This is a genomic window from Mycolicibacterium hippocampi (assembly GCF_010723735.1).
GTDB classification, from domain to species: Bacteria; Actinomycetota; Actinomycetes; order Mycobacteriales; family Mycobacteriaceae; genus Mycobacterium; species Mycobacterium hippocampi.
In genome coordinates this window covers 5701340-5720913 of sequence record NZ_BLLB01000002.1, presented here as the reverse complement: position 1 = coordinate 5720913, position 19574 = coordinate 5701340, and the positions used below count along the sequence as shown (strand labels likewise).

20 protein-coding genes are annotated in these 19574 nt (G+C 67.7%); 14 read left to right on the top strand and 6 right to left on the bottom strand.

Features of this window, described 5'->3' with window-relative positions:
• Positions 1–12: 12 nt before the first annotated feature.
• Positions 13–1449: an APC family permease gene (locus G6N53_RS28510; protein ID WP_163894880.1), complete on the top strand. Its 1437-nt coding sequence runs from the start codon at positions 13–15 to the stop codon at positions 1447–1449.
• Here the strand turns inward: G6N53_RS28510 and relZ are convergent.
• Positions 1412–3166 carry a bifunctional ribonuclease/(p)ppGpp synthase gene (gene relZ, locus G6N53_RS28505; RefSeq protein ID WP_163894878.1) on the bottom strand — a complete coding sequence of 585 codons (1755 nt, stop codon included), beginning with the start codon at positions 3164–3166 and terminating at the stop codon, positions 1412–1414. The genes G6N53_RS28510 and relZ overlap by 38 nt on opposite strands.
• An 87-nt stretch (positions 3167–3253) precedes the next feature.
• Here relZ and purB point away from each other — a divergent pair, with 87 nt between their 5' ends.
• From purB to G6N53_RS28490, 3 genes are read left to right on the top strand one after another with little or no spacing between them, the layout of a single operon-like run.
• Positions 3254–4681: an adenylosuccinate lyase gene (purB, locus tag G6N53_RS28500; protein WP_163894876.1), complete on the top strand. Its 1428-nt coding sequence runs from the start codon at positions 3254–3256 to the stop codon at positions 4679–4681.
• Positions 4678–5904: a cytochrome P450 gene (locus G6N53_RS28495; RefSeq protein WP_163894874.1), complete on the top strand. Its 1227-nt coding sequence runs from the start codon at positions 4678–4680 to the stop codon at positions 5902–5904. The genes purB and G6N53_RS28495 overlap by 4 nt, the downstream gene beginning before the upstream one ends.
• A 20-nt stretch (positions 5905–5924) precedes the next feature.
• Complete coding sequence (locus tag G6N53_RS28490; protein WP_163894872.1) at positions 5925–6497, top strand: DUF1707 SHOCT-like domain-containing protein; 573 nt, start codon at positions 5925–5927, stop codon at positions 6495–6497.
• An 84-nt stretch (positions 6498–6581) separates the two neighbouring features.
• On the opposite strand, the gene G6N53_RS28485 is transcribed toward G6N53_RS28490, so the two are convergent.
• Positions 6582–7211 (bottom strand): hypothetical protein, encoded by a 630-nt coding sequence (locus G6N53_RS28485; protein ID WP_163894870.1) that lies wholly within the window; start codon positions 7209–7211, stop codon positions 6582–6584.
• A gap of 40 nt (positions 7212–7251) precedes the next feature.
• Here G6N53_RS28485 and G6N53_RS28480 point away from each other — a divergent pair, with 40 nt between their 5' ends.
• Both G6N53_RS28480 and G6N53_RS28475 read left to right on the top strand, forming a co-directional pair.
• Complete coding sequence (locus G6N53_RS28480; protein WP_163894868.1) at positions 7252–8145, top strand: phosphoribosylaminoimidazolesuccinocarboxamide synthase; 894 nt, start codon at positions 7252–7254, stop codon at positions 8143–8145.
• Positions 8142–10268, top strand: a complete 2127-nt coding sequence (locus G6N53_RS28475; protein WP_163894866.1) for a S9 family peptidase — start codon at positions 8142–8144, stop codon at positions 10266–10268. Before G6N53_RS28480 ends, G6N53_RS28475 begins: the two co-directional genes overlap by 4 nt.
• Here G6N53_RS28475 and G6N53_RS28470 read toward each other — a convergent pair.
• The gene (locus G6N53_RS28470) at positions 10265–10696 is read right to left on the bottom strand and encodes a DUF3291 domain-containing protein (protein WP_163894864.1); all 432 of its coding nucleotides are present in this window, start codon (positions 10694–10696) and stop codon (positions 10265–10267) included. The two genes, G6N53_RS28475 and G6N53_RS28470, sit on opposite strands and share 4 nt — an antisense overlap.
• A 112-nt stretch (positions 10697–10808) precedes the next feature.
• Here G6N53_RS28470 and G6N53_RS28465 point away from each other — a divergent pair, with 112 nt between their 5' ends.
• From G6N53_RS28465 to G6N53_RS28450, 4 genes are all read left to right on the top strand, one after another.
• Positions 10809–11363: a TetR/AcrR family transcriptional regulator gene (locus tag G6N53_RS28465; protein WP_163894862.1), complete on the top strand. Its 555-nt coding sequence runs from the start codon at positions 10809–10811 to the stop codon at positions 11361–11363.
• A 21-nt stretch (positions 11364–11384) separates the two neighbouring features.
• Positions 11385–11882 carry a glutathione peroxidase gene (locus G6N53_RS28460; RefSeq protein WP_163894860.1) on the top strand — a complete coding sequence of 166 codons (498 nt, stop codon included), beginning with the start codon at positions 11385–11387 and terminating at the stop codon, positions 11880–11882.
• Between the two features lie 67 nt (positions 11883–11949).
• Positions 11950–12654, top strand: coding sequence for a DUF2334 domain-containing protein (locus G6N53_RS28455; RefSeq protein ID WP_163894858.1), 705 nt, complete (start codon positions 11950–11952; stop codon positions 12652–12654).
• A gap of 25 nt (positions 12655–12679) precedes the next feature.
• A complete protein-coding gene (locus G6N53_RS28450; protein WP_163894856.1) occupies positions 12680–14311 on the top strand; it encodes an FAD-binding dehydrogenase in 1632 nt (543 codons plus the stop codon).
• 55 nt (positions 14312–14366) lie between these two features.
• On the opposite strand, the gene G6N53_RS28445 is transcribed toward G6N53_RS28450, so the two are convergent.
• The gene (locus tag G6N53_RS28445) at positions 14367–15020 is read right to left on the bottom strand and encodes an MBL fold metallo-hydrolase (protein ID WP_163894853.1); all 654 of its coding nucleotides are present in this window, start codon (positions 15018–15020) and stop codon (positions 14367–14369) included.
• Between the two features lie 91 nt (positions 15021–15111).
• Here G6N53_RS28445 and purS point away from each other — a divergent pair, with 91 nt between their 5' ends.
• The gene (gene purS, locus G6N53_RS28440) at positions 15112–15360 is read left to right on the top strand and encodes a phosphoribosylformylglycinamidine synthase subunit PurS (protein WP_163894851.1); all 249 of its coding nucleotides are present in this window, start codon (positions 15112–15114) and stop codon (positions 15358–15360) included.
• Positions 15357–16031 (top strand): phosphoribosylformylglycinamidine synthase subunit PurQ, encoded by a 675-nt coding sequence (purQ, locus tag G6N53_RS28435; RefSeq protein WP_163894849.1) that lies wholly within the window; start codon positions 15357–15359, stop codon positions 16029–16031. Before purS ends, purQ begins: the two co-directional genes overlap by 4 nt.
• Positions 16032–16059: 28 nt before the next feature.
• Here purQ and G6N53_RS28430 read toward each other — a convergent pair whose 3' ends face one another.
• Together G6N53_RS28430 and G6N53_RS28425 are read right to left on the bottom strand one after the other, a co-directional pair.
• Positions 16060–16857: a family 1 encapsulin nanocompartment shell protein gene (locus tag G6N53_RS28430; protein WP_163894847.1), complete on the bottom strand. Its 798-nt coding sequence runs from the start codon at positions 16855–16857 to the stop codon at positions 16060–16062.
• Positions 16854–17879 carry a Dyp-type peroxidase gene (locus tag G6N53_RS28425; protein ID WP_163894845.1) on the bottom strand — a complete coding sequence of 342 codons (1026 nt, stop codon included), beginning with the start codon at positions 17877–17879 and terminating at the stop codon, positions 16854–16856. The genes G6N53_RS28430 and G6N53_RS28425 overlap by 4 nt, the downstream gene beginning before the upstream one ends.
• Positions 17880–17931: 52 nt before the next feature.
• On the opposite strand from G6N53_RS28425, the gene G6N53_RS28420 reads away from it, so the two are divergent.
• Together G6N53_RS28420 and G6N53_RS28415 are read left to right on the top strand one after the other, a co-directional pair.
• Positions 17932–19188: a M18 family aminopeptidase gene (locus tag G6N53_RS28420; RefSeq protein ID WP_163894842.1), complete on the top strand. Its 1257-nt coding sequence runs from the start codon at positions 17932–17934 to the stop codon at positions 19186–19188.
• Positions 19189–19202: 14 nt separating this feature from the next.
• Complete coding sequence (locus tag G6N53_RS28415; RefSeq protein ID WP_163894840.1) at positions 19203–19550, top strand: VOC family protein; 348 nt, start codon at positions 19203–19205, stop codon at positions 19548–19550.
• Positions 19551–19574 lie beyond the last annotated feature (24 nt).

Here is a 19574-nt window from a genome sequence, read left to right as displayed (position 1 = left end):
GGGGAGGGCGCGATGACGGAGTCCGGCACCGGGGCGAAGGTCGGTGATCAACAACCCGAGTTGAAGCGGGTGATGGGTCCGGGCCTACTGCTGCTCTTCATCGTCGGGGACATCCTGGGGACCGGCGTGTACGCGCTGCTCGGCGACGTCGCCGGCGAGGTCGGCGGAGCGGCGTGGCTGCCCTTCCTGATTGCGTTCGGTGTCGCCACCATCACCGCGTTCAGTTATCTGGAGTTGGTCACCAAATACCCCCAGGCGGCGGGCGCAGCACTTTACGCGCACAAGGCTTTTGGCATCCACTTCGTCACCTTCCTGGTGGCGTTCATCGTGATGTGCTCCGGAATCACCTCGGCCTCAACAGCATCCAGGGCGTTTGCGGCGAACTTCTTCGAGGGTGTGGATTACGATGCGTCGAAAGTGACCGTGGCCGCGCTGGCCCTGCTGTTCATGGCCGGTCTCGCGGCGATCAACTACCGTGGGGTCGGCGAGAGCGTCAAGCTCAACGTCGTCCTCACCATCATCGAGATCACCGGCCTGATCGTGGTGATCATGGTCGGCTTCTGGGCCTTCACCGGTGGCGCCGACGTCGACTTCTCCCGGACGGTCGCCTTCGAAACCGGTGAGGACAAGAGCACGTTCCTGGCAATCACGGCTGCGACGTCGCTGGCGTTCTTCGCGATGGTCGGGTTCGAGGACTCGGTGAACATGGCCGAGGAGACCAAGGATCCCGTCAAGACATTTCCCAAGATCCTGCTGAGTGGTCTGTCGATCGCGGGGCTTGTCTACATCCTGGTCTCCATTGTGGCGGTCGCGTTGGTGCCGGTCGGTGAGCTCAAGGAGAGCGACACCCCGCTCGTGGAGGTCGTCAAGGCGGGCGCCCCCGGTCTGCCGATCGACGACATCCTGCCGTTCATCACGATGTTCGCGGTGTCGAACACCGCGCTGATCAACATGTTGATGGCCAGCCGGCTGATCTACGGCATGGCCCGCCAGCGGGTGCTTCCCCCGGTGCTGGGCTCGGTGCACCCGACCCGTCGTTCGCCGTGGGCGGCGATCATCTTCACCACCTTGATCGCGTTCGGCCTGATCATCTATGTGTCGACGTTCGCCAGCAGTAGTGCGATCTCGGTGCTGGGTGGCACCACGTCGTTGCTGCTGCTGGCGGTGTTCGCGGTGGTGAACGTCGCGGTTCTGGTGCTGCGGCGTGATGTGCAGGAGGCCGGCGGGCACTTCACGACGCCCACCGCGCTGCCGGTCGTCGGGTTCCTGGTGTCACTGTTCTTGGTCAGCCCGCTGTCGGGGCGGCCCCTTCAGCAGTACATCGTGGCGGGCGCGCTGGTCGTGATCGGGGTGGTGCTGTTCTTCATCACCCAGGCGATCAACAAGCAACTGGGAATCCGCGACGGGCACATCACCGATCCGACGCACCTGGGGGCTGGCCCGGATTAGCCAACGTCTCGTTGAGTCGCTGGAACCTGTTCTCCAGCAGAGCAATGCGATCACCGTTGCCGTCCAGCTGCAGGTACTGCGTGCCGAACACCGCCAGCAGCACGTCGTCGAGCCGGCGCACCGCGCCCGCCGGGTAGCGGTAGCCCATCGCGTCGTTGACCGCGGTGGTGTCGACGCGGCTGAGGATCGCATCCACGCCGTCGACGGAGTCGATGCCGAGCTCGAGCAACAGCCCCGCGATCCAGGCATAGTGCTCGGTGCGTGACCATCCGGCGTCGGGGAACCGGTTGCCGAGATAGGTGGCCAACACCGGCGTCGGGATGCGGGGATCACTGGTGGTCTGCGGCGCACGTTCCGACGGCACGGTTGAGCGCAGCCTCTCGCGGATCGCCGAGAACTCACGGTCGGCCAGCTCGAGCAGTCCCGCTGCCAGCGTGAAGCGCCGGTTCAGATCGGGTGCGTCCTCCTCGGGAACCGAGCCCTTGTAGCGGATGTCGTGCTCGAACTCGGCCCACGCGTGCTGAAGGATCGTCCGGACCTGCACCGAGGCCGGTTGTTGTTCACCTTCGACCGCGACGAGCAGGTGCCTGCTGGCATACCCCCAGCGGCCCTCGCTCGCCGTCTCGACCCCCATGTCCCGGTCGTCGAGCAGCCGCATCTCCTCCCCGAGCAGGTTGGCGACCGCGGCGACGTCGTCGCGCAGGTAGGTGATCACCCGCAGTCCGATCTGGTCGGTGATCTCGGAGAGCGGATCGGTGTAGAGCCGACGACCCTCGACGGTGCGGTCCGCCTTCGCGGCGAACGACGCCACCGTCTTGGTGCGCGCCGTGACACTGAGGTAGTTGATGCCGGCGTCGTCGAGCAGGCCCATGACCTCCGACAAATAGCGTGCGGTCGACCGGGTCAGGGTCGGTCGGCGCTCGGCGTAGGTCGCGATCGCGTCGTGAATCGCCCCGGGCGTCGGCTCCGGTGGCGCCGGAACCAGGTCGGACGGCAACGTCGGAGTGATGATGTAGCCGGTCTCACCGTCGCCGTAGACGGTCACGTCCGACGGCCGGCGCGCCGCGTACATGGCCACATACGCGCACATCACCGCGTCCACCGGATCCTCGACCAGACGGAGTTCACTCTTGCGCTCGGCGTTCTCGGCCAGCTCGCGCAGCTTCGCCCAGTCCGCGCTGTCGGCTGTGCGGAGCGGCGGGTCGGTCTGCGCAAGCCCCTCGATGTGCTCCATCAGGCGCAGCAGCTCCGCGCGCAACTGAGCGACACTGCGCCCTGGCTTGGCCTTGTACTTCAGGGTTCTTCCGAGCCGGAACAAGGCCACCGTGGCCGGGTGCGGATACACCTCGATGGCCCGGCGCGCAGCCGTGGAGAAGGGGTCCATGTCGAGATCCAGCGCGCCGGCGATGCGGGCACCGCGGGGGACATCGGCGAACTCCGGCTTGCCCGTGTTGGACGGGTGGGCACCGGCCTGGAAGCGGCCGAAGTCGGCGTTGAGTTCCCGCTCGGCGGGGCGCTGTCCGGTCGGGTTGGTGACGATCAACGGAGCATCGACGGCCACCAGGCAGTCGTCCTGGGTGTAGGGACCCAACGCGGCCCGGATGCTGGTGTCGTCGGTGGCCGAACCGGCATAGACCAGCCGCCCGGCCTCGTCGATCGCGGCGACACCGGTGGGCTTGCGCTGGCCCCAGGCCAGGTCGAGACCGACGAAGAACATGGGGCCACTCTGCCGTATCGGCGCCCCGCGGGCGGCCTGATGGCCGGTCCGCCGCTGGGGCCCGTCGGCCCGATAGGCTGTGTTTTCGTGAGCATCCCGAACGTATTGGCCCAGCGCTACGCCAGCGACGAGATGGTGGCGATCTGGTCCCCGCAGGCCAAGATCGTCACCGAACGGCGGTTGTGGCTGGCGGTGCTGCGCGCTCAGATCGAGCTCGGCGCGGGAAATTCGGACGTTCCCGACGCCGTTCTCGCCGACTACGAGCGGGTGCTCGACGACGTCGACCTGGAGTCGATCGCCGCGCGGGAGCGGGTGTTGCGCCACGACGTGAAGGCGCGCATCGAGGAGTTCAACGCGCTTGCCGGGCACGAACACGTCCACAAGGGCATGACCAGCCGGGACCTCACCGAGAACGTCGAGCAGCTGCAGATCCGGCGGTCACTGCAGCTGGCGCACGCCCACGGTGTCGCGGTGGTGGCCCGGCTCGCCGAACGCGCCGCGCTCTACCGCGACCTGGTGATGGCCGGCCGCAGCCACAACGTGGCCGCCCAGGCCAGCACGCTGGGCAAGCGGTTCGCCTCTGCTGCCCAGGAGATGCTGGTCGCGTTGCAGCGTGTCAGCGAGCTCATCGACCGCTACCCACTGCGGGGCATCAAGGGCCCCATGGGTACCGCGCAGGACATGCTCGACCTGTTCGACGGGGACACCGAGCGGCTCGCCGAGTTGGAAACGCGCGTCGCAACTTTTCTCGGTTTCACCGAGATCCTCACCAGCGTCGGGCAGGTGTACCCGCGTTCGCTGGACCACGACGTGGTGTCCGCCCTGGTGCAGCTCGGTGCGGGACCGTCCTCGCTGGCGCACACCATCCGGTTGATGGCCGGCCACGAACTGGTGACCGAGGGCTTCGCTCCCGGGCAGGTCGGGTCGTCGGCGATGCCGCACAAGATGAACGCCCGCAGCTGTGAACGCGTCAACGGCCTGCAGGTGGTGCTGCGCGGGTACGCGTCCATGGCCGCCGAACTGGCCGGCGCGCAGTGGAACGAGGGCGACGTGTTCTGCTCGGTGGTGCGCCGGGTCGCGCTGCCGGACGCGTTCTTCGCCCTCGACGGTCAGACCGAGACCTTCCTGACGGTGCTCGACGAATTCGGTGCCTACCCGGCGGTGATCCAGCGCGAGCTGGACCGCTACCTGCCGTTCCTGGCCACCACCCGCATCCTGATCGCCGCGGTCCGGGCGGGGGTCGGCAGGGAGACCGCCCACGAGGTGATCAAGGAGCACGCGGTCGCGGTGGCGCTGGCGATGCGCGAGCGCGGTGCCGAGCCCGACCTGCTGGAGCGGTTGGCCGCCGACCCGAGGTTGCCGCTGGACCGGGCGGCGCTCGACGCGGCACTGGCCGACAAGCAGGTCTTCACCGGTGCGGCCGGCGATCAGGTGGACCGCGTGGTCGCGGCGGTCGACGACCTGATCGCGCGCTTTCCCGAAGCCGCCAAGTACACCTCGGATGCGATTCTGTGAGCACCGCTCCGGAGCTGGCCCGGATCGACTTCACCGACCTGGACAACTTCGCCGACGGCTTCCCGCACGACCTGTTCGACCTGCACCGTCGTGTGGCGCCGGTCTACTGGCACGAGCCCACCGAGAACACCCCGGACGGGGAGGGCTTCTGGTCGGTCGCCACCCACGCCGAAACCCTTGCGGTATTCCGTGATCCGCACACCTATTCGTCGGTGACCGGGGGCGCCCGGCCGTTCGGTGGCACGCTCCTGCAAGACCTTTCCATCGCGGGGCAACTGCTCAACATGATGGACGACCCCCGGCACGCCGACGTGCGGAGGTTGGTCAGCTCGGGTCTGACTCCGCGGATGATCCACCGCGTCGAGGACGACCTGCGCTCCCGGGCGCGTCGACTGCTGGATGACGTGACCCCTGGTTCGGCTTTTGATTTCGTCACCGACGTGGCTGCCGAGGTGCCGATGCAGATGATCTGCATCCTGCTGGGAGTGCCTGAATCCGAACGGCATTGGCTGTTCGAGGCGATCGAGCCCAGCTTCGACTTCGGCGGCTCCCGCAAGGCCGCCATCACCCGGCTCTCCGTCGAAGAGGCCGGCTCGCGGATGTACGCGTACGGCCAGGAGCTGATCGCCGCCAAGCGGGCCAAACCCACCGACGACATGCTGTCGGTCGTGGTCAACTCCGACGACCCCGCCCTGTCGGACATCGAGAGCTACCTGTTCTTCAACCTGCTCTTCAGCGCGGGTGCCGAGACCACCCGCAACTCGATCGCCGGCGGGCTGCTCGCACTGGCCGAGCACCCCGGAACGTTCGAGGCGCTGCGCGCCGACCCGGAACTGTTGCCCACCGCCATCGAGGAGATGGTGCGGTGGACGTCGCCGTCACCGTCGAAGCGCCGCACCGCGACGCAGGCCACCACGCTGGCCGGACACCGCATCGAACCCGGGCAGAAGGTCCTCGTGTGGGAAGGGTCGGCCAACCGCGACCCCGCCGCTTTCACGGACCCCGACCGGTTCGACATCGCCCGTAAGCCCAACCCACACTTGGGGTTCGGCCAGGGTGTGCACTACTGCCTCGGCGCCAATTTGGCACGGCTGGAACTGAAGGTGCTGTTCGAGGAGCTGCTCGCGCGGTTCTCCTCGGTGCACATCGCCGAGCCCGTGGAGTGGACGCGAAGCAACCGGCACACCGGCATCCGGCACCTGATGGTCGAACTGGGGGCGTGAGCCGCCTACCCTGGAACCACATGGACGCCGGACAACCCGACCTGAGAGCCTCGGACGCTGACCGTGCCGCGGTGAGCCAGATTCTGGAGCAGGCCGTCGGGCAGGGCATGCTCTCGCTCGACGAGTACACCGAGCGGGTGGACGTCGTGCTCGCCGCTCGGACCCGGCGCGAACTGGACACCGTGATCGCCGACCTGCCTCACGTCCGTCGTCAGCCCCCGCCCGCGCCTCCCGAAGTGCTGCGCAGCTGGATGTCGAGCATCACCCGCAAGGGGCAGTGGACGGTGCCACCGCGGCTGCAGCTGGTCACCAGGATGTGTTCGACGACGCTGGATTTCACGTCGGCAACCTTGCAGAGCCCGGTGGTGCAGATCGAGATCGACGACTACCTGAGCTCCAGCGAACTGATCCTGCCCGACGGCGCGACCGCCGACCTCAACGGCGTGGCCAACGTCGGCTCCTCCACCTCGGTCAAGGTGGGGACCAGCCCGCCGTCAAGCAGGCTGCACGTCGTGGTCACCGGACGGGTCCGGTTGGGCTCGCTGACCGCCCGGCACCCGCTGGGGACCACGCTGAAGCGACTGCTGCGCTGACCCAGCCCACGCCCTCCGCCGGAACGGTATTCCAGCAGCGAAAATACGAGTGGGCGCCTGCTGGAATACCGTTCCGGCGGTGTGTTATTGATGCTTGAGGCCGGCGGCGCGGATGCCCGACGCGCGCAACTCGAGCGCAGCGAGGCCGCGGATCGCGATCGGATCCTGATCTCGCCAGGCGCCCACCGGGTCGGCGCTGACCGCGGCCAGCTTCGCCAGGGGTCGGTTGGCCAGCGCGCGCAGCGCGAGCAGTTGCTCACCCGCGACGGTGGACGCCAGCGTGACGGCGGTCCACTTGCGCCGGAAGAACCGCACTCGCAGGAACAGCCACGGCATCATCAGCGCGAGGATCGGCGGCGCCGCCACCGCCAGAGCGAGCAGCCACGCCAACCACCCGGCCGTCACCCCCAGGCTCTGCCCGGCACCGGCGATCTCCCGGGCCGCATCGCCCGCGGCCGACAGCGGGCGGGCCAGCGAATCACCGATGAGGGGGATGTCGTCGGCGCTGTTTCCCGCCGAGTCGAGATTGCCCGCCACCCCGTTCGCGCCGCTCTCCAGCTGGTAGCCGAAGTCGGCGATGAGCGACACCGCGGAGTGCACCGCCATGCCGACCAGAACCCAGATCGTCGTCCAGATGATCATCACGACGTCGCTGAACAGCTGCCACAGCAGCCGACCGGGCGTTGTGGCGTAGGGGACCCACCGCGATTTCATGGGTTCGATCACAACACACCGCGGCCGTTAGGCTGGCCGAATGCGCCCCGCTCTGTCCGACTACCAGCACCTGGCCAGCGGCAAGGTTCGTGAACTGTACCGGGTCGACGACCACCACCTGCTGTTCGTCGCCTCGGACCGGATCTCGGCCTACGACCACATCCTGGATTCGGAGATACCCGACAAGGGCCGCGTGCTGACAGCCATGAGCGTGTTCTTCTTCGACCATCTGGATTCGCCCAACCATCTCGCCGGCCCGCCTGACGACAAGCGCATCCCCGAGGAGGTGCTGGGCCGGGCGCTGGTGGTGGAGCAACTCGAGATGCTTCCGGTGGAAGCGGTGGCCCGCGGCTATCTGACCGGATCGGGACTGATCGACTACCAGCAGACCGGCGCGGTGTGCGGAATCCCACTGCCGGCCGGGCTGGTGGAGGCCAGCAAGTTCGCCGAGCCGTTGTTCACCCCGGCCAGCAAGGCCGAACTCGGGCAGCACGACGAGAACATCACCTTCGACCGCGTCGTCGAGCTCGTCGGTGCCACGCGCGCCGACGAACTGCGCGAGCGCACCCTGCACACCTACACCCAGGGCGCGGAGCACGCCCTGAGCCACGGCATCATCGTCGCCGACACGAAATTCGAGTTCGGCGTCGATGCGAACGGCGCACTGAAGCTGGCCGACGAGGTGTTCACCCCCGACTCGTCGCGCTATTGGCGCGCCGAGGACCATGTCGAAGGCCAAACACAGAACAGCTTCGACAAGCAGTTCGTCCGAAACTGGCTGACCAGCCCCGAGTCCGGTTGGGACCGGGCAGCCGACAATCCGCCGCCGCCGCTGCCCGCGGACATCGTCGAGGCCACCAGGGCTCGATACATCGAAGCCTACGAACGCATCTCGGGTCTGCGATTCGACGACTGGATCGGCGCGTCCGCGTGAGCGCGGGTCAGGCGCCGGTTGCCAGGCGGGCAGCGCACCGCCGGGAACATCACGGCGACGTGTTCATCGACCCCTACGAGTGGCTGCGGGACAAGTCCAGCCAGGAGGTGATCGACCACCTCGAGGCCGAGAACGCCTACACCGACGGTGTGACCGAGGCGCTCGAGCCGCTGCGCCAGAAGATCTTCGACGAGATCAAGTCCAGGACCAAGGAGACCGACCTCTCGGTGCCCACCCGTCGCGGTGACTGGTGGTACTACGGGCGCAGCTTCCAGGGAAAGCAGTACGGCGTGCAGTGCCGGTGCCCGGTAGTCGATCCCGACGACTGGACACCGCCGCAGTTCGACGAGCACACCGAGATTCCCGGTGAGCAGGTGCTGCTCGACGAGAACGTCGAAGCCGAGGGGCACGATTTCTTCTCCCTGGGCGCGGCGACCGTCAGCATCGACGGCAACATCCTGGCGTACTCGGTCGACGTCAAGGGTGATGAGCGGTACACGCTGCGCTTCAAGGACTTACGGACCGGACGACGCTACGAGGACGAGATCGCCGGGATCGGCGCAGGCGCCACCTGGGCGGCCGACAACCACACCGTCTACTACGTCACCGTGGACGACGCGTGGCGGCCGGACACCGTGTGGCGCCACCGGCTGGGTGCCGGATTGCCGGCCGAACGGGTGTACCACGAGCCCGACGAACGGTTCTGGGTTGCGGTGGGACGCACCCGGAGCAACAAGTACGTGATCATCGCCGCGGGCAGTGCGGTGACCTCCGAGCTGAGATACGGGGACGCCGCCGACCCGCAGGCCGAGTTCACCTCGGTATGGCCGCGGCGGGAGAACGTCGAGTACTCGGTCGACCACGTCGTCGTCGGCGGGCAGGACCGATTCCTCATCCTGCACAACGACGGAGCGGAGAACTTCACGCTCGTCGAGGCACCGGTCAGCGATCCCGCACAGAGCCGGACCCTGATCGAGCATCGCCACGACGTCCGATTGGACTCCGTCGACGCCTTCGGCGGACACCTGGTGGTCAGCTACCGCAAGGATGCGCTGCCGCGAATCCAGCTGTGGCCCATCCACGAAGAAGGATACGGCCAGGCCCAGGACATCACCTTCGATTCCGAACTGATGTCGGCAGGGCTGTCCGCCAACCCGAACTGGATCGCGCCCAAACTCCGCATCGGTGCGACGTCGTTCGTCACGCCGGTGCGAATTTACGACCTGGACCTGGCCACCGGTGAACGCACGCTGCTGCGGGAGCAGCCGGTACTGGGTGACTACCGGCCCGAAGACTACGTCGAGCGGCGGGACTGGGCGGTCGCCCACGACGGTGCGCGGGTACCGATCTCGATCATCCACCGGGCCGGGCTGCAGTATCCGGCGCCGGTACTGCTGTACGGCTACGGCGCCTACGAGTCGTGTGAGGACCCTCGTTTCTCCATCGCGCGACTGTCGCTGCTCGATCGGGGGATGATGTTCGCGATCGCCCACGTGCGCGGTGGCGGCGAGCTCGGCAGACCCTGGTACGAGCACGGAAAGCTGCTGGAAAAGCGCAACACGTTCACCGACTTCATCACCGTGGCAAGCCACCTCGTGGGTACGGAGGTGACCCGTCCGGAGAATCTGGTGGCCTACGGTGGCAGCGCGGGCGGCCTGCTGATGGGGGCGGTGGCCAACCTGGCACCCGACCTCTTCGCCGGCATCCTGGCCGCGGTGCCCTTCGTCGACCCGCTCACGACGATCCTCGACCCGTCGCTGCCGCTGACCGTCACCGAATGGGACGAGTGGGGAAACCCGTTGGAAGATCCCGACGTGTACGACTACATGAAGTCCTACTCGCCGTATGAGAACGTCGAACCCAAGAACTATCCAGCGATCCTGGCGATGACGTCGCTCAACGACACCCGGGTGTATTACGTGGAGCCGGCGAAATGGGTTGCGGCGCTGCGTCACGTCCAGGATGACCCGGAAAAGGATGCCGCCAAGGTGTTGCTCAAGACCGAGATGAACGCCGGCCACGGCGGAATCAGCGGGCGTTACGAGCGGTGGAAGGAAGCTGCGTTCCAGTACGCGTGGCTGTTGGACAGGGCTGGTGTGGGCGCCGACGAAGCCAGCGGTTAAAGTGTCCGGCCGCCGTCAGCGGCCGCCCGGATCTCGGCCGCCTCGTCGAGTCGCGCAACGGCGTCCCGCCAGTCCGGGGGCGAATCGTCGGCGGGTTCCCAGAAGGTGAAAGCGGAGTCGGCCATCCGCGTTCGGTATCTGGCCATCGTCGCGGCGTGCGGTTGACCGGCCACTGCGGCATTCAGTGCGGCGCGATCGCGCCAAGCCGACAATGTGAAGAAGGTCCTTCGCAACGGCCGGGCGACCAGAGAGACTCCGATGACGCCGGGCGACTGCAGCATCTGATCGCGGATCCGCAGTGCCGAGATAAAGAAGCCGGGCACATCTCGCCACCTTTCCAACTCGAAGCGGGAAGCCATCGCCAACGTTCCAGGTGCGCCGCGGTGGGGGCCGGCACCGGCAGGGGTGGTCCAGGGAAGGGTGGGCATTGGAAACCTCCTTCGGTCGGAGCGTCGACGGGCCCGCCGCATCTTGACAGTGACAAGTTAATGGCTAGGTCCGACAACTAGTCAATGTCAAGATGCCGGTACGATGACGGCCATGAGCAGGGATTCCTACCACCACGGCGACCTCAAGGCCGCCATCCTCGGGCAGGCTGCAGCGCTGGTGGCCGAGCGCGGGGCCGATGGAGTCTCGCTGCGGGAGCTGGCACGGGCGGCGGGTGTCTCGCATGCCGCACCCGCACACCACTTCGTGGACCGGCGCGGGCTGTTCACTGCTCTCGCGGAGCAGGGGTGGCGCAAGTTGGCGGCTGTGCTCGCCGAGGCGCGACCCCAGTTCGACGACGCCGCACTGGCATACGTGCGTTTCGCCGTGGACCACCCCGGCCACTACGAGGTGATGTTCGACCGTTCGCTGGTGGACCCCGACAACCCCGAGCTGGTCGCGGCCCAGGATGCCGCGGGTGCAGAGCTCGCCGCCGGCGTGGGCACGCTCAAAGATCCACGTGCCCAACAGGATCCGCAGGCGGCCGCGCTCGCCGCATGGTCGCTGGTGCACGGCTTTGTGATGCTCTGGCTCAACGAGGCGATCGAGACCAGGCAAGATCCGATTGCCGCCGTGCAGCGGGTGGCCCGGATGCTGTTCACGAAATGAGCCACGGGTAGCGTCGAGTGCATGACCGAAACGCCCTTGACCGACATCGCGCTAACCACCCTCGACGGCCGTTCCACCACGTTGGCGGAGTTGGCCGACGGTGCGGCGCTTGTGGTGAACGTCGCCTCCAAATGCGGTCTGACGCCGCAGTACAGCGCGCTCGAATCACTGGCGAAGGAGTACGCCGGCCGGGGCCTGACGGTGATCGGTGTGCCGTGCAACCAGTTCATGGGCCAGGAGCCCGGCACCGCCGAAGAGATCCAGACGTTCTGCTCGACGACCTACGGGGTGACGTTTCCGCTGCTGGCCAAGACCGAGGTCAACGGCCCGGGCAGGCACCCGCTCTACGCCGAACTCACCAAGGTCGCCGACGAGCAGGGTGAGGCCGGCGACGTGCAGTGGAACTTCGAGAAGTTCCTGCTGGCCCCCGGCGCCACCGAGGTCAAGCGGTTCCGTCCCCGCACCGAGCCCGACGCCCCAGAGGTGATCTCGGCGATCGAAGCCGTCTTGCCGCGATAGCCGAAACGACACCTGTGGTCGGAGTGTTCGCAACCATCCCGACATCTGCTGTTGCGACACTGCGGATGTGGCAGGACAACTGATCGTCTCGATCTCCGGTGTCAGCGAGCGCACGCTCGCCGACGTCGCATCATTCAGTGCTCAGCTCGATGACCGGGGAGTGCCTGCGTCTTTCCTGGTGGCACCGCGTCTCAAAGGCGGATACCGGCTCGACAGTGACCCGGCCACCGTCCAGTGGTTGGCCGACAGGCGGGCCGACGGCGACGCCATCGTGCTGCACGGGTTCGACGAGGCCGCCACCAAAGCGCGCAAGGGTGAGTTCGCGACGTTGCCCGCTCACGAGGCGAACCTGCGGCTGATGGCCGCCGACCGTACCCTCGAACACCTCGGCCTACGTACCCGGCTGTTCGCGGCCCCGGGGTGGAACGTCTCCCCGGGCGCGGTGAAGGTACTGCCCCGCAACGGGTTTCGGCTTCTGGCTGGTCTGACCGGCATCACCGACCTGGTCCGCGACCAGACCGTGCGCACCCGGGTGCTCGGGATCGGGGAGGGTTTCCTGGCCGAGCCGTGGTGGTGCCGCACGCTGGTGCTGTCCGCCGAGCGCACCGCGCGCCGCGCCGGTGTCGTGCGTGTCGCGGTCGCGGCGCGCCACCTGCGCCGGCCGGGTCCCCGGCAGGCCATGCTCGACGCCGTCGACCTGGCGCTGATGCACTCCTGCGTCCCCACCGTCTACGAATGGCGCCCTCGACCTGCGCTGTCCGACGCCGCGTAGGGGCCGCTGGCCGTAGATTGGGGCAATGGCTGACGCTGATGTCATCGTCGTGGGTGCCGGGCTGGCAGGCCTGGTGGCCGCATGCGAAGTGGTCGAGCGTGGCCGTCGCGTCCTGATCGTCGACCAGGAGAACGAGGCCAACGTCGGCGGTCAGGCGTTCTGGTCCTTCGGCGGACTCTTCTTCGTGGACAGTCCCGAACAACGCCGCCTCGGAATCCGTGACAGCCACGAGTTGGCGTTGCAGGACTGGCTCGGCACCGCAGGGTTCGACCGGCCCGAGGACCACTGGCCCCGGCAGTGGGCGCACGCCTACGTCGACTTCGCGGCAGGGGAAAAACGCAGCTGGCTACGTGATCGCGGCCTGCAGACCTTCGCCCTGGTCGGCTGGGCCGAACGGGGCGGCTACGACGCCCGGGGGCACGGCAACTCGGTGCCGCGCTTCCACATCACGTGGGGCACGGGTCCGGCGCTGGTCGACATCTTCGCTCGCCGGCTGGCGGGGGTGCGGTTCGCGCACCGGCACCGCGTCGACGAACTCGTCGTCGAAAACGGATCCGTCGTCGGGGTCCGCGGCGCGGTGCTCGAACCCACCAGCGCAGCGCGGGGAGTCGCGTCGTCGCGCGACGTCGTGGGTGATTTCGAGTTCCGGGCGCAGGCCGTCGTGGTCGCGAGCGGCGGCATCGGCGGCAATCACGACCTGGTCCGCAGGAACTGGCCGGCGCGCATGGGACGGGTTCCCGAACAGCTGCTCAGCGGAGTTCCGGCCCATGTGGACGGCCGGATGCTGGAGATCTCCGCGGCGGCGGGCGGGAACCTGATCAACAGCGACCGGATGTGGCACTACACCGAGGGCATCACCAACTACGACCCGATCTGGCCGATGCACGGCATCCGGATCCTGCCCGGACCGTCGTCGCTGTGGCTCGACGCCACCGGCAGGCGCCTGCCCGCGCCGCTGTACCCCGGATTCGACACCCTGGGCACGTTGGAGTACATCGCCAAGACCGGCCACGACTACACGTGGTTCGTGCTCAACTCCCGGATCATCGACAAGGAGTTCGGCCTGTCGGGCCAGGAGCAGAACCCCGACCTGACCGGTCGCAGTGTGCGTGGTGTGCTGGATCGTGCCCGCAACGGTCCCGCGCCGGTCCACGCGTTCGTCGACAAGGGCGTCGACTTCGTCACCGCCTCGTCGTTGCGCGATCTGGTTGCGGCGATGAACGCGGTACCCGACGTCGAGCCGCTGGACTTCGCCGTCGTCGAGGAGGAGGTCACCGCCCGAGATCGGGAGGTGGCCAACCGGTTCACCAAGGACAGCCAGGTCACCGCGATCCGGGCCGCCCGCGGCTACCTGGCCGACCGGATCAGCCGGGTGGTCGCCCCGCATCGGTTGACGGATCCGAAAGCCGGACCGCTGATCGCCGTGAAGCTGCACATACTGACTCGTAAATCTTTGGGCGGGTTGGAAACCGACCTCGACTCACGTGTGCTGCGCAGTGACGGGGAGGTGCTGCCCGGGCTGTACGCCGCCGGCGAGGCTGCCGGATTCGGCGGGGGTGGGTTGCACGGCTACCGGTCTCTGGAGGGGACATTCCTCGGCGGCTGCGTGTTCTCCGGCCGGGCTGCCGGTCGCGCCGCCGCCCGCGACGTCAGCTGACGGCGAATTCGGCGCGAAACACGACACCTAGGGGGCGTCAGCGCGCCCGATTCACTCAGAACTGGGTGCCGTTCTCGGGTTCGAGGACCTGGAAGTCGGTGTCCGTCATCTCCGACAGGCGGCCGTAGTAGATCGGCCGGGCGACGGGGTCGACGATCCCCTGGTGGATCGGCACCGCGTGGGTCGGCGCGACCGCGCGGAGGTAGTCCACCGCTTCGGAGATCTTCATCCACGGCGCGGCGGCCGGCGTGGCCAGCACGTCGACAGGCTCGTCGGGGACGAACAGCGCGTCGCCGGGATGCATCAGTCGCGCGGGGTGCTCGTCGTCACCGATGAGGTACGAAATGTTGTCGATCACAGGGATTTCCGGATGGATCACCGCGTGTGTGCCACCGACACCCCGCACCGTGAGGTGGCCGATGGACAGTTCGTCGCCGACCTGCACCGGTTGCCACGGCCCGCCCAGCTGGGCGGCGGTCTGCGGGTCCGCGTACAGGGCGGCCTGCGGGTTGGCGTCGATGAGCGCGGGCAGCCGCTCGGTATCGGCGTGATCGGGGTGCTGATGGGTGATCAGGATCGCCGACAGTCCCGTGATGCCCTCGAAGCCGTGGGAGAAGGTGCCCGGATCGAACAGCACCGTGGTCTGCGCGCCCGAGCCGTCACTGAAGTGTGCCTGCAGGCAGGAATGGCCGAAATGTGTGAGCTGCATCCCTCCATTGTGGCGTGCCCGGGACCTGCGGGACAGCGATTGACCCTCGCGCTGCCGCGGCGCCGTCTTCTCCGCAGGTAGAGTGATCGCCGTGGCAAAAGTGGTGGTACACGTCATGCCGAAGAACGAGATCCTCGATCCCCAGGGGCAGGCGATCGTCGGTGCCCTCGGCCGTCTGGGCTTCGACGGCATCTCAGATGTGCGGCAAGGTAAGCGATTCGAACTCGAGGTCGACGACGGTATCGACGATCAGAAGTTGACCGAGATCGCCGAATCGCTGCTGGCCAACACCGTGATCGAGGACTGGACAGTGAGCTGGGAACCGGAGACACACCGATGAGCGCTCGAGTGGGGGTCATCACATTTCCGGGCACCCTCGACGACATCGACGCGTCCCGGGCGGTGCGGCTGGCCGGCGCCGAAGCGGTGAGTCTGTGGCACGCCGACGCCGACCTCAAGGGGGTCGACGCGGTGGTGGTCCCCGGCGGCTTCTCCTACGGCGACTATCTGCGCTGCGGCGCGATCGCGCGGTTCGCCCCGGTGATGGGAGAGGTCGTCACCGCTGCCGAGCGCGGCATGCCCGTGCTGGGGATCTGCAACGGTTTCCAGGTGCTCTGCGAGGCCGGTCTGCTGCCAGGAGCACTGACCCGCAACGCCGGTCTGCACTTCATCTGCCGCGACGTCTGGCTCGAGGTCGCATCCAACACGTCGGCCTGGACGTCGCGCTACGAGCAGGGTGCCGACCTGCTGGTGCCGCTGAAGTCCGGCGAGGGTCGTTACGTCGCGAGCGAGGCGGTGCTCGACGAGCTCGAGGGGGAGGGCCGGGTCGTCTTCCGCTACCGGGAGAATGCCAACGGCTCGATGCGCGACATCGCAGGAATCAGCTCGGCGAACGGCCGCGTCGTGGGCCTGATGCCGCACCCCGAGCACGCCACCGAAGCGCTGACCGGCCCGTCCGACGACGGGCTCGGGCTGTTCCTGTCCGCTCTGGACTCGGTTCTGGTCTCCTGAGCAAAACGTCGCGCTCGCGGGGCAACGGTCAGGCGCTGAGGGCGACCGACGCCTCCGCGGTGTAGCACAGGAACGTCAGCGTCTCCTCCAGGTACAGCGAGACGGTGTCCGCGTCGTGGGACAGGTACCCGATCGACACGTCGGTGCCCAACTGCAAATCGAAATCACCACCGCGGGTGGACAACACGAAGGCGCCGTCGATGGCCGGGGCCCAGATGATGTCGCCGTCGACCAGCCGGTTGAGGTGCTCACGGATCGGATAGCCGTGGGCGGTGGTCTCGCTGACCTTGGTGTACACCTCTGCCGACAACAGCACGCTGTAGGGGCCGTCGACGCCGGCCAGCCGCAGTTCCGATAGCGCCTGGCTGATCACATCGGGGATCTCACGGGGGTCTTCGGGCAGTGCCAGGTTCGGGCAGGAGCTCGACTTGCGGATCCCGCTGATGTGGGCGGCCTCATAACCCTCGAAGATCGCCCGGTCCTCGACGAAGGCAAGCTTCCTGGCGGCCTCCTTGACCGGATCCCAGTCCGAATCCTGAGAACCCCGCTCGACGTCGTCGATGTCGATCCGGTTGACGGTGAACGGCACCCGCAACCGGACCAGCGGACGGGCGTCACGCAGGTGGGCGAGCACCCCGTCGCCGGGGGCGGTGACATCGGTCAGGTGACCGGTGCTCACCGCGGCCGTCACCGGCCCGCCCGGTTCGCTCACGTCGACGACCCGACGGCCGGCGATGTGGCGCTTGAAAGTGCGGGTGGCCTCCAGCTCGATCTCCGACCAGGCGGCCTCGGTGACCGGTGCCAGCTCGCGATACAGGTTGTTCATCGGGGTTGTCCTTTCAGGCTGCCGATCCTCAGGGACCCGTCACGCTCGGCGGAAGTCACCGTCGGGACCACCTCGTCGTCGACGGTCGAATCGGGTAACGGGGGTGGGTCGTTGAGGAAGTCCACGATCGGTGTGAAGAACATCGAGCCGGTGACGGCGGTGGAGAAATCCAGGACGCGGTCTGTGTTCCCCGGCGGGTCGCCGACGAACATGTTCTGCAGCATCCGCTCGGTGACCACCGCGGAGCGCGAATAACCGATGAAGTAGGTACCGAATTCGCCCTTGCCGATCTCGCCGAAGGGCATGTTGTGTCGCACGATCTTCAACTCGTTGCCGTCGTCGTCGGTGATGACGTTCAGTGCCACATGTGAATTCGCAGGTTTGACGTCGTCATCGAGCTCGATGTCGTCGAGCTTGGTGCGTCCGATCACCCGTTCCTGTTCGCCGGTCGTGAGCGCATTCCACGCGTCCATGTCGTGGACGTACTTCTGCACGTGCACGTAGCAGCCGCCGGCGAAATCTGGGTCCTCGGCGCCGATCTGGGTGGCGCTGTCGGCCAGTGGGCCATCGGGGTTCTCGGTACCGTCGACGAATCCCAGCAGGTCGCGGTTGTCGAAGAACCGGAACCCGTGCGTCTCGTCGACGACGGTGATCGCATCCATGGCGGCCACGAGTTTGGTTGCCAACTCGAAACAGACATCCATCGACTCGGCGCGGATGTGGAACAACAGATCCCCGGGGGTCGACGGGGCGTGGTGGCGTCCGCCGGTGAGTTCGACGAACGGATGCAGTTCGGCGGGACGCGGGCCGGAGAACAACCGGTCCCAGGCCTGCGACCCGATCGACGTCACCACCGACAGCCGCTTGGCGGGATCGCGGAACCCGATCGCCCGCACCAGACCGGCGATGTCCCCCAGCGCATCGTGAACGGTCTGCTCGCCACCCTCGTCGATCGTCGCAACCAGAAACAGGGCCGCAGGCGTCAGCGGCGCCAGTACCGCCTGCGGCAGGGGAGTGGGCACGCGTCTGACCCTAGATCAAGATCATCGCCGATGATCGACGATGATGGAGAACATGTCTGCAACTCCGCAGGGCCTGTGCGAGTTCATCGACGCATCGCCCTCGCCGTTCCACGCCTGTGAAACGGCCGCGGCGAGGCTGCGCGCGGCCGGATTCACCGAACTGTCCGAGAGTCAGCCGTGGCCGGCGTCGGGTGATCACTTCGCCGTCCGGGCAGGTTCGCTGATCGCATGGCGGTCCGGCGGGGATACCGGCGCGCCGTTCCGGGTCGTCGGCGCCCACACCGACAGCCCCAACCTGAGGGTCAAACAGCACCCGGACCGGTTCGTCTCGGGCTGGCAGGTGGTGGCGCTGCAACCCTACGGAGGTGCGTGGCTGAACTCCTGGCTGGACCGGGACCTCGGGATCAGCGGACGGCTGTCGGTGCGCAGGGGCGACACGGTGACCCACCAGCTGGTCAAGATCGACGAGCCGATCCTGAGGGTGCCGCAGCTGGCCATCCACCTCGCCGAGGACCGCAAGGCCGTCGAGCTCAACCCGCAGCGGCACGTGAACGCGGTCTGGGGGGCGGGCAGTGGGGCCCGGTCGTTCCCGGCATACGTGGCCGAGCGGGCCGGCGTCGACGTCGAGGATGTGCTCGGCGCCGATCTGATGACCCACGACATCACCCCGTCGCGACTCGTCGGCGCCGAAGGTGACCTGCTCAGCGCGCCGCGGCTGGACAACCAGGCGACGTGCTACGCCGGGCTGGAGGCGCTCCTGGCGGCACCGCCGTCCGGTGTCACCCCGGTGCTGGTGCTCTTCGACCACGAGGAGGTCGGGTCCCAGTCCGGCCACGGTGCGCAGTCCGACCTGCTGTTGACGGTGCTGGAGCGGCTCACGCTGGCTGCCGGCGGCGGGCGGGAGGACTTTCTGCGTCGGCTGCCGGAGTCGATGGTCGCCTCTGGAGACATGGCGCACGCCACCCATCCGAACTATCCGGAGCGGCATGAACCCGGCCACCTCATCGAGGTCAACGCGGGTCCGGTGCTGAAGGTGCAGCCCAACCTGCGGTATGCCACCGACGGCCGCACCGCTGCGGCGTTCGCCCTGGCGTGTGGGCAGGCGGGTGTTGCGCTGCAGCGCTACGAGCACCGTGCGGACCTGCCGTGCGGATCGACGATCGGTCCGATGACGGCGGCGCGTACCGGTATCCCCACCGTGGATGTCGGCGCCGCCCAGTTGGCGATGCACTCGGCGCGCGAAGTGATGGGGTCTTCCGATGTCGCCGCCTACTCTGCGGCACTTGCGGCGTTTTTGTCACCCGCCTGATCTAGGGTCGGCGTATGGCACTTGGCATCGAGATGATCACCATCGATTGTGTCGACCCCGACGGACTCGCCGGCTGGTGGGCCCAGGCCGCCGGTGGCGACGTGAACGCTGTCGCTCCAGGCGAATTCGTCATGGTCACGAGCGAGGGACGGCCGGCGCTGGGCTTCCAGCGGGTGCCGGATCCGACGCCGGGCAAGAACAAGGTGCACCTGGACTTCCACAGCGCCGACAAGGAGGCCGAGGTGGCGCGTCTGGTCGGTCTGGGAGCGCGGGAAACCGGTCGGCACAGCTTCGGGCCCGAGTTCGACTGGGTGGTGCTGGCCGACCCCGAGGGCAACGCGTTCTGCGTCGCCGGAGGCTGACGGGCCGCGCCGTTAGACTGTTTC